Annotated in this window: 8 protein-coding genes; 4 read left to right on the plus strand and 4 right to left on the minus strand. The window is 62.0% G+C overall.

From position 1 onward, the window contains the following. From AWB67_RS32690 to AWB67_RS32700, 3 genes are all read right to left on the minus strand, one after another. Positions 1-489, minus strand: a 489-nt coding sequence (locus AWB67_RS32690) for a phytanoyl-CoA dioxygenase family protein (protein WP_235025464.1), incomplete at its 3' end; no start/stop codon positions are given. Between the two features lie 16 nt (positions 490-505). Next, positions 506-1,888 carry a 3-phosphoshikimate 1-carboxyvinyltransferase gene (aroA, locus tag AWB67_RS32695; protein ID WP_087660182.1) on the minus strand — a complete coding sequence of 461 codons (1,383 nt, stop codon included), beginning with the start codon at positions 1,886-1,888 and terminating at the stop codon, positions 506-508. Positions 1,889-1,911: 23 nt separating this feature from the next. After that, positions 1,912-3,036 (minus strand): N-acetyltransferase DgcN family protein, encoded by a 1,125-nt coding sequence (locus tag AWB67_RS32700; RefSeq protein ID WP_235025465.1) that lies wholly within the window; start codon positions 3,034-3,036, stop codon positions 1,912-1,914. Positions 3,037-3,388: 352 nt separating this feature from the next. Between AWB67_RS32700 and AWB67_RS32705 the strand changes: the two genes are divergently transcribed. Next, positions 3,389-4,474: an LLM class flavin-dependent oxidoreductase gene (locus tag AWB67_RS32705; protein ID WP_087660184.1), complete on the plus strand. Its 1,086-nt coding sequence runs from the start codon at positions 3,389-3,391 to the stop codon at positions 4,472-4,474. Then, positions 4,464-5,750, plus strand: a complete 1,287-nt coding sequence (locus AWB67_RS32710; RefSeq protein ID WP_235025466.1) for an MFS transporter — start codon at positions 4,464-4,466, stop codon at positions 5,748-5,750. The genes AWB67_RS32705 and AWB67_RS32710 overlap by 11 nt, the downstream gene beginning before the upstream one ends. A 378-nt stretch (positions 5,751-6,128) precedes the next feature. On the opposite strand, the gene argP is transcribed toward AWB67_RS32710, so the two are convergent. Beyond that, positions 6,129-7,085 (minus strand): HTH-type transcriptional regulator ArgP, encoded by a 957-nt coding sequence (argP, locus tag AWB67_RS32715; RefSeq protein ID WP_235025467.1) that lies wholly within the window; start codon positions 7,083-7,085, stop codon positions 6,129-6,131. A 605-nt stretch (positions 7,086-7,690) separates the two neighbouring features. On the opposite strand from argP, the gene AWB67_RS42385 reads away from it, so the two are divergent. Both AWB67_RS42385 and AWB67_RS32720 read left to right on the plus strand, forming a co-directional pair. Then, on the plus strand, positions 7,691-7,972 hold the full coding sequence (locus tag AWB67_RS42385) for a hypothetical protein (RefSeq protein WP_235025468.1): 282 nt from the start codon (positions 7,691-7,693) through the stop codon (positions 7,970-7,972). 869 nt (positions 7,973-8,841) lie between these two features. Next, the coding region (locus AWB67_RS32720; RefSeq protein WP_087660186.1) for a hypothetical protein at positions 8,842-9,449 on the plus strand (608 nt) is incomplete at its 3' end.

A 9,449-nucleotide genomic window follows, 5' to 3' on the forward strand; every position in this document is an offset into this window, starting at 1 on the left:
GAAGTAACCGTCTACCTCGTGAGCCCGCAGCCCGCCGCGGTGCGAGCCCGGCACCACGCGAAGGCACCCGTTCTGCTTGCTCGCGTCGTCGAGGAAAACGAGCGCGCTGAGCAGGTCGGCGTTGGTGTGCGGGTAATAAGAGAAGTCCTGGTGCCACTCGACCACGCTGCCCACCCGCGGCCCTTTCATATTGAGCTTGCTGTAGTGGAAGAGGATGTTCCCCCCAATCAGCCGCTCGATGCAGTCGAGCAGCAAGGGGTCGCTCGCCATCTGCCGGAACACCTGGTGCTTCTTCGTCGGCGACCAGATCCGGCGCACGGTAGTGCCGTCGCGTGGTTCGAACTCGTAAGGCTTGTCGGAGTTGCCGGGGTTCAGCAATTCGTCGATCGCTGCGTGCGCGAGGCGGATCTGCTCGAACCCGAAGAGTTCTTTGACGACCAGATAGCCGTTGTCGGCATAGAATCGGGCTTGTTGATCGGTGATCATCATGGTTCTCCTGGTTGAGTCAGGCTTCCTGCAGCAGGGCGGGTTCGCTGTCCTGCGCACGGTTTGCGCCGACCTCGTGGCACTGCACTCCGAGGCGCGCGAACTGGGTGAAGAAGTCGGGGAACGAACAGTTGACATCGCCATAGCCTTCGAGCAGGTTCGCGCGCCGACAGCGCAGCGACGCGACGAAGAGCGACATGAAGATGCGGTGGTCGCCCCAGCTCGAGAGTTGGACGCCGCCGGCGTAGTCCTCGCCACGGCCATGGATTTCGAAGCCGTCGTAGACACTGCCCTTAAACAGGCCCCTGATGTCGACCCCCAGCTTGCCGAGCTCGCTCACCATCGCCTTGATGCGGGGTGACTTGTGCAGACGCGTGATCGACCCGCCGACGACGCGAAAGCTCCCTTTCACGTAGGCACCGATGGCCGCGAGCGTCGGCACGATGTTCGGGCAGTCGCTCGCGTCGAACTCGTAGTCGCCGGCGAGCTGCGGTAACCGGTTGATGAGTGTGAGCCGGTTGTGCGTATCGTCGAAGTGAGCCTCGATGCCCAGCTTTCGCACGACGTCGATGATGGCGTACTCACCCTGCAGGCTCTCGCTGTTCATGTTCTCGAGCACGGTGGTGCCGGGGAAGATCGCAGCGGCGCCGATCAGGTACGAAGACGAGGTGTAGTCGCCGCTCACGCGGTACTCGGCCGGGCGGTACTCCCCTGGATGCACGCGGATCAGCGAGTAATCATCGGCCACGTCGACACGCACGCCCGCACGCTCGAGCGCCGCGATCGTCTGGCGAATGTAGGAGACCGAGAGGATTTCGCCTTCGATCGAGATTTCGGTCGGCAACTCGGCCATCGGCGCGGCGAACATGATCGCGGTGATGAACTGCGAGCTGACGTTGCCCGGCACGACGCACCGTCCGCCCCTGAAGCCGCCGCCCCAGTTCACGACGGGCGCCTTTCCTTCCTCGCCGACGCAGTCGATGCGCGCGCCGAGTTGCGTGAGCGCGTCCAATAGCGGCTTCATGACCCGGCCGCGCAGGATCGCGTCCCCCGTGATGACGGCCGGCGACGGTGCGAAAGAGGTCAGCGCAGCGAAAGTGCGAAAGACCAGACCGGAGCCGAGCGCGTCGATCACGCGCCGGTCCGGGCGCAGGTCGCGCCCTACGCCGTGGATCTCGAGGTAGCCGCCTTTGTCCTCGATCACCGCACCGACGGCACGGCACGCGTTCTTCATCGTGCTCGTCTCGACGCAGCGCAGGTCGTTGTGCAGCACGGATCGGCCGCGCGCCAGCGTTGCAGCCAGAATGGCGCGTTGCGTTTCCGGTTTGGACGACGGGGTGACGGCACGGCCGGCCAACGTACGGATAGGCTCGACGTGCAACAGGTTCGGATGACCGTTCATGTGGGGTTGCTCCCTCTGCATTGTTACTGTGGACATGGCGACACCGAATCGGCGTCGTCGCGGGTGTGAGCGCATCGAGCCGGGCTGGCCGGACGCGCCGTGCCATCGCGCTCGGCCAGGAGTCGGCGGCGATGCGCCGCGAGGGCATCGACGAGCTTGTCCGCACCGAAGTGGATGACGTCAGTAGTCGGCAAGCCGGTCTCTCTTTCGATGCGTGCGACCACCTCGGCAGCCTGCTCGCGGCTCAGTTGCCCGCAATGCACGCTGACACCGACGACCTTGGCGGGCCGCAGGTACGACGCCAGTTGCTCATAGACCGCGACGAGTTCGTTCAGGGGACGCAGCGGCGCATTGGGCCAGCCCTTGTGGTGCTCGAGTTCCGCCTCGTGGCAGAGTACGAGCGCCTCAGGCATCGCACCATGCAGCAGGCCGAGCGTCACGCCGCTGTAGGCGGGGTGCGAGATCGAACCCTGCCCTTCAACGATGATCCAGTCATGCTCGGTGGCCGACTCGAGCACCATCGCTTCCGTGACGCCCGCGATGAAGTCGGCGGGCACGGCATCGACCGCGACGCCTGTACCGCTGATATAGATGCCGCTTTGGCCGGTGGCCACGAAGCCAGCATTGAAACCCTTGCGCATCGCGGCTTCCGTGATCTCGATCGCGCTCGTCTTCTTGCCGACGCGGCAGTCACTGCCCACCGTGTGCACGACAAAGCTGTCGATGTCGCCGAGCCTGGCCGCGCTGGTGGCCAGCACTTCGGGCGGCTCCTTTGTGTCCCAGATGCGGCTGCCGGACGCCGCAGCGAGAGCGCTGAATTCAGGGTCGGTTGCGATGCGAAAGTGCAGGCCGCTCACCACGTCGACGCCGCGCTTGAGTGCCAGCGCGATCTGCGAGCGCCATGCGATGGGCAAGTCGTTGGAGAACAGGCCCACACCGATCAGCAGGATCTGCGGATCAAATCTGAGTGCCGATTCGAGCGAGTCGACGATGGGGATGCCATGGCCATAGCCAAGAATGACGCCGACATCCTTTCCCGCCATGCGGCTGTCGACGACCGCTACGCAATCGGCATGGCGGTATCGCAGGTAAGAGGTGGCGACTTTGCTTGTCACCGGGCCGAAGCAGCCCTCGGCAAATACAACCACGCGTTTGTCTTTGAGACACAACATATGTTCTCGCTCCTGTCATCATTCAGTCGATCGCTCACCGAGTGACCGTGAATTCAATGTAGATCAGGATCGATCGAGCAAGCGTATGTGTCGGTGAATTTGACGGTGCGTAAGAAAATCCATCGATAGAAAAACTGCTCTCAGGTAAGCGTATCTGTATTGAGAAATGCTTTCCGATCCTGAGCAAAGACAACAGGCCGCCGGCACGCCTCGTTCAGACAAAGTATCTGCCGGTTAGAGTTTGTGGCATGAGTGACTGGCCGCTTGCCGCGCTGCACTTGCCCCGCCTAAGCTCGTTTTAACCTCAACGATCAAGCGGAGCAACACGATGCGTCCCTTAAGAATCCACTGGTGCGCCCCACGGGGCGACGGCAATACCAAGGCGTCGGAAAAGGATCTGGCGAACGAGCTGAATCTGGACGGCATGGTTGATTTCGTCCAGGAGGCGGAAGACCTGGGAATCGACTCTCTGTTGATGGGAATCGGCTTCCACTTGCCGGACCCTCTCCCGCTGATTGGCGCGCTCGTGCGGGAAACGAGGAAGGTCACGTTCATCTTGGCATATCGGCCCGGGCTGCTGCCGCCGACGCTGTTCGCGCAGGTGGTCAACACCATATCGTGGATGTCGAACAAGCGGATATCGCTGAATATCGTCGCTGGTATTTCACCGGAGGAACAGGCGTACTACGGCGACTACCTGTTGCACGACGACCGCTACCAACGAACCGACGAGTACCTTTCGGTCCTGCATCGCTTCTGGCGCGGCGAATCGCCCGTCTCGCACGAAGGCGAACACTACCGTTTCACGGACGCCAAGCTCGGTCTGCCCTACAAGGATGGAGAGCGCCCGCGCCTGTACCTGAGCGGCGCATCGCGTCAAGCGCAGCAGTGCGCAATCGACTGGGGCGATTGCTGGCTGCGCTACGGCGACACGCCCGAGGGCATCGCGGCCGCCAGCCGCCACGTGTTCAGTTCGGGGCGCGACGTCGGCATCCGCATGCACGTGCTGGCGCGCGAGACACGTGCCGAGGCTCTGGCTGAACTCGAGGCGATGATGGTCAACCCAGACGAGCAGCACCGGCAGAACGTTCGCGATTTCGTGAAGAACTGCGACTCCGAGGCGGTCAGAACCTCGTTTCGCCTTGCCGAAGGCGCGGCCAAAGACTGGCTGTCGCCGATGCTGTGGTCGGGCGCGGTGGCTTACCGCGGCGGTCCGGCGCTCTGCGTGGTCGGCAGCTATCGCGAAGTCGCGCAGTACCTCATTGAATACAAGAAGGCTGGCGTCAGCGAGTTCATTTTCTCCGGCTGGCCCACGCGCGGCGAGATGCGGCGCTTCTGCCAGCACGTGCTGCCGGTGGTGCGCGAACTGGAGGCCCGCGAAGGACAGCATGAGGAGACCGCCCTTGTCATCTGATCCCATCGACGTGCGCAGGGCGAGGCGCCTGCGCTGGTTCGCAGCTGGCCTAATGCTCGGCATTGTCGCTGAGCAGACGGTGATGTTCGCGGTCCCCTTGATCATCTACCAGGAAACCGGGAGTGTCGCCTATTCGGGCATCGCGTTCGCCGTCGAGTGGGTCCCGGCGCTGATGGCGTATCCGTTCGCGGGCATGCTGGCCGACCGATTCGGCGGACGCAGGCTGTTCCTCGATGCGAACGTGGCCCGTGCGCTATGCCTGCTCGTCGCGGTGGCCGCCTGTCGGTTCGCGCCATCCGTCACGATCATTGCGCTGATGGTCAACAGCGCCTTCCTGTCTGCGCTGATGGCGCCGATCCGGATGTCGGTCGAAAAGACGGTGCCGGCTCTGGCCGAGGGCGACACGCTATCGCGCCTGCAGTCGCTTGTGCAGAACGGGGAGCTACTCGCGCGGGCGCTCGGACCCGTCCTTGCCGCAGGTCTGGCGCATTGGCTCGGCAAGTTGCCGCTGCTGCTTGTTGGCACGAGCGCGTTCGCGCTGGCGGCCGTGTGCTGGCGCGACATGCCGTCGGGCGTGCGCAAAGTCGTCGTGACAAGCCGCATCGGGCAAGACCTGGTGCTCGGCTGGAAGCTACTGATCGCCAACCGTCCGGTGGTCTTGCTGGCTCTCGTCAATTTCACGATCAACCTTGCGTTCTCAATTGCGATCAGTGCAAATGCGTACCTGATAACCGGCGTGTTCCAGGCGTCGGATGGCATCTTCGGCCTGATGAACGCGGGCGCAGGCCTGCTGGGATTCCTGAACTTGCTGTTGATTCCGCGCTTGCTCAAAGCATGGTCCATCTATCGCCTTGGTGCCTGCGGCTTCGCGCTGATGTGCTTTGGCCTTGTATGGATGGGCACGGCGAGCAACGTGTGGATCTATGCGACGTCGTTTCCCGCGGCGATGGCGGGCGTCGCCTGGTTCAACGTCTTCAACCGTACGCAGCGTGTCAAGGCGATCGAACCGGAGCATCTCGGCAAGGTCATCGGGCCGTTCTACCTGATCAATTCCTTGTCGTATCCGATCGCGGGTGTCGTCACGGCAAGCCTTGGGCCGGTACTCGGCGTCCAGAACATTGTCCTCTTTATGGCGCTGCTGCTCGCCTTACCCGGTTCGGCGCTGTTATGGACGACGACGCGCCACTTTCGAGCGAAGCTCGAAGGCGAGCCGGCGCAAGAGGGTGCGCCTGCTTGCCCGATCGCCGCCACGCACAAAGGTCCGGAACAGGCCTGATTCATCCTTGCATGACACCAGCAGTGGCGCAACACACGACGCGAAACGGGCTGTCGGGGTAGATCCTAGTGGCCTGTTTCGTTCAGCGTGCTTCAACGGGGCCGGGGGTGCGGCAGATGTTGGAGAAGAAAATCGACATTGTGGCTTGCGTCATCATGCGCAAGCCACCGCGGATCAGGGCACCGATCCCGGTGGCATCCTTGCCCGGTGCGCGTCGCTTAGGCGACCTTTGCGGATGCGATGCATCAACTCGATGCCGGTTGAATAGTTCGCCGTAGGCGTGAATTCTGTATAGCGACATGACGTTCAGTGTCCGACCTGCCCGCGACGATGGTCGTTCGACCGTCTCGTGGATACGCGCTTGCGATTACGCGTGCTCTAGACGGGCCAGGCAATGCAATGCTGCGCTGACCCTGGCATTGATTGTTGCGTCTGCGGCGCCTGCAGGATTTCGCGCCCGCACGCGATGATCTCTGATGAGATTGATTCGCAAATCGGTGGCGCAGCGCGCCAGTGGTGCCAGTACAGCGTCACCGGAAAAGGCATGTGGCGCAGCACATCGACGAGTTCGCCACTCGCGAGTCGCGACAGCACCGTCTGTTCAGGAAGCAGACCGTATCCGACGCCCGCTATGATCGCCTCGAGTTGGGACGCCGGAGACGGCAGGAAATTCTTTCGATAGCGCCCGACGGACACGCCGAACACCGCATCGAGATAGCGATCCAGCAAGGCGGTGCGCCGCCCCAGCAACAACGCGGGCGCCGACGTGGCCGAATGCAGGCAGAAGCCTTTGGCGAAATGACGCTGGATGAAGTCCGGACTTGCTACACAGCGGTAGGCTATATCACCGATCGGCGTGGCAACGCACCCGCGTGCCGGACGCGGCACGGTAGACACGCAGCCGATGATCTCGCCGCGGGTCAGCGCCGGAAACCCGGGGTCCGCATCGTCTACGACGATCTCCAGTTCAACCGTGTTGCGTTCGATCAGGCGCCGCACGACCGCACAGAACCAGGTGTCGATCGAGTGCGCGTCGACGCCGATGACGAGCGGCAGGGCGCCGCGGCCGCTGACGCCGTGCGGACGGATCTGCCCGAAGGTGTCGGCTTCGAGGAGCCGCACGGCCGCCACATGCTTGAACAGCACCTCCCCCACCGACGTAAGCGCGAGGGGTTTGTCGCGTATCAGAACGACGGCGGAGAGCGCCTCTTCGAGCGCCTTGATGCGCTGCGAGATCGCACCCCGCGTAACGTTAAGTCGTTCAGCTGCGCGTTCGAAGCTCAGTGTGTCAACGACGGTTGCAAAGGCTTCCAATTGGTGTCGATCGAGCATCATCGATGATCTCCTCTGGGGATGTGCCCATCAGCGGGGGCCTTGTCCGGCCGCGCGTCAAGCAGGATGGGAGGCGCCGGTCGGCCGACTGGCAAGGCGGGCGCGGCGTTGTTCTGCAGACCTGGATGTCTCGGCGGTCTTGGATCGTCCCGGATGGAAGCCATGCAACCCGGCCGGGTGCCGCGAACCGGCATTGCCGGAGCGGGCGTAGGCCACATATCGAAGACAAGCTGTGAGGGCCCTCTGCTCGTGTTCATCCCCCACTTGTCGAATCGCATGCTCATGGTTCTTTCGCTTCCGCCGGACGCTGCGCGTCTCTCCGATACAGCAGCTTCGCGCGATTGGTAGCCTTGGATCAACCCCCCACTTTGCGGATAGATCGCGGGGTGCCAAGCGGGTTCTGAGATGATGTCGAGGCCGCAGCCTAGGGTGCTCGAACGGCGCTCGCACACGTGATCCTTCCTGGAAGACCGACTGGACCGTCGCCGAATAGTATTTAGCCGCCATAGCGAGCACGGCATCATATTGGCCATGGAAGCGTCGACGCGTGCCGACAGCCTCGTGTTGCCCGTGCCTGCGTTCAAAAGGGACTCGAGGTGCGACTCCAGATGCCGGTTCAGACTCATGCCCGCGAAGTTCGTGTGTTGCTGAACTTCCCTTGGGTACGGCTCCCGGCCTGTACCGGGATAGTGGCTGGATACCAGCAGGCGGCAGACAGCGGACATGTGGCGGGGGTGCATGACGTAAAACGCTTGATGGAAGCGTGGATGAGCGGCGGCCGCCTGCGCCCAGGGAAGAGCCGATCCCCGCAGCATCTCGTGCAGTTTGTGCATCTCGTATGGCATTTCGGTCGCCGAATATTTGAACAGCAAAATCAAGCACTGATCTGACACCGCCGTCCTGAAACCGAAACGACGATGCCACGGGCAAATTCGGGCGCGTTGGGTCTTCACATTGGACGCGCGAAAGGGCGATGCGCGTATAAGGTGCTGCGTCAGGATTTGCATCCGTCTTACATTTACTTGCACGAAGGATGCCAGTTGCGAGAACGCGTCCGTCGCCCCCGGCGGGCTAGGTAAACAGCTGCGCAGGGTCAAACTCGATATCTCTGAAAATATTTGCGATTGGCGCGTGATGGCCTGCGGGCGGGCGCTTCAGATGGCAGGGCATCTCTCGCGAGAATCTGACGCTTTACTTGCTGGCGAGATCGCTTGGCCTTCGACGGGTACGGAAGTGTTGCTGTGTCGTCAACATCAACATGCAGGCTGTTGGACTTTTAGTATCATCCATGCGCGCCTTTGCGCTGACACGCTGATGATTTAGACGATCACGCGACGCTTCTCGGAGGCGAACCCACCCGCTTTGATCTCTTGCGAGGTTTGCTCGATCGCGTCACCACGCGACAATCATGAAACGCGGGACGTTACGCAGATTCCGTTGTTTATGTGGCCACCCGCGGTTCACGTTAGTGAACTGTGTAGATACAAGAGCCTTCGCCAACACGGCACACACTCAAATCGTATCGTCTCAAACCTTCGTAATCCGAATTACGTTGGCATAGAAAAGACTTGTGAGCAAGATCGTCCTATTCGGAGAGTACGATTGTCCTAACGCCCTGCGGTGGGTACGCCTTACGCTTGTAACCAAGGTACGTGAATCCGTGAGACTGTCTAGGACCCAAGACGCGAAAAGCAATGCTGCGTCACCCGATCCGATACAGCTGCGCTTCGATGCAAAAGCACCTTCCTTGGGGGAACTCATGCTAAATATTAAAAGCGTTCGCATGGCGGTGGCGGTCGCCTTTCTTTCGAGCAGCGGCAGTGCCGTATTCGCGCAAAAGATGGCTCTCGACATCAAGGATCTAGCCGGCGCGGCACAGTTCGTTGTGCACAGCCGCGTGAGCAAGGTCGAGTACCGAATGTCCGCGTCCGGCGAGAATGGCCAAGGTCCTGTGCCTTTCACGATCGTGACATACGATGTGGTTCGACCGGTGCGGGGTGACGCAGGCAGAGCGTCCTTTAGCCTTCGCTACATCGGCGGCCCCGATGGTCGCGGGCATTTCCTCAGGGCCTCCAACGTTCCTGTCTTCCAGACGGGTGACGAGGATATCCTTTTCGTCCAGAACAATGGTGCAAACGATTGCCCGCTTGTCGGCTGCATCGAAGGCCGCTTTCGGGTTCTCAATGGCGCGCTCTATGATGGCACGGGCACACCCGTGCAGGGACTCGACGCCAGCAGGATCGTGGCTCGGGGCACGCCACCGACCGAGCTGAGCAAGGTCCGCTACCCGGCGCCGACGTTTGGCGAGTTGATGAACAACCCTGAAGTGCGGGACATCATCCGCAAGCATGGCTTGACGGTTGACGA

The sequence above is a fragment of the Caballeronia terrestris genome (assembly GCF_001544515.1).
GTDB classification, from domain to species: domain Bacteria; phylum Pseudomonadota; class Gammaproteobacteria; order Burkholderiales; family Burkholderiaceae; genus Caballeronia; species Caballeronia terrestris.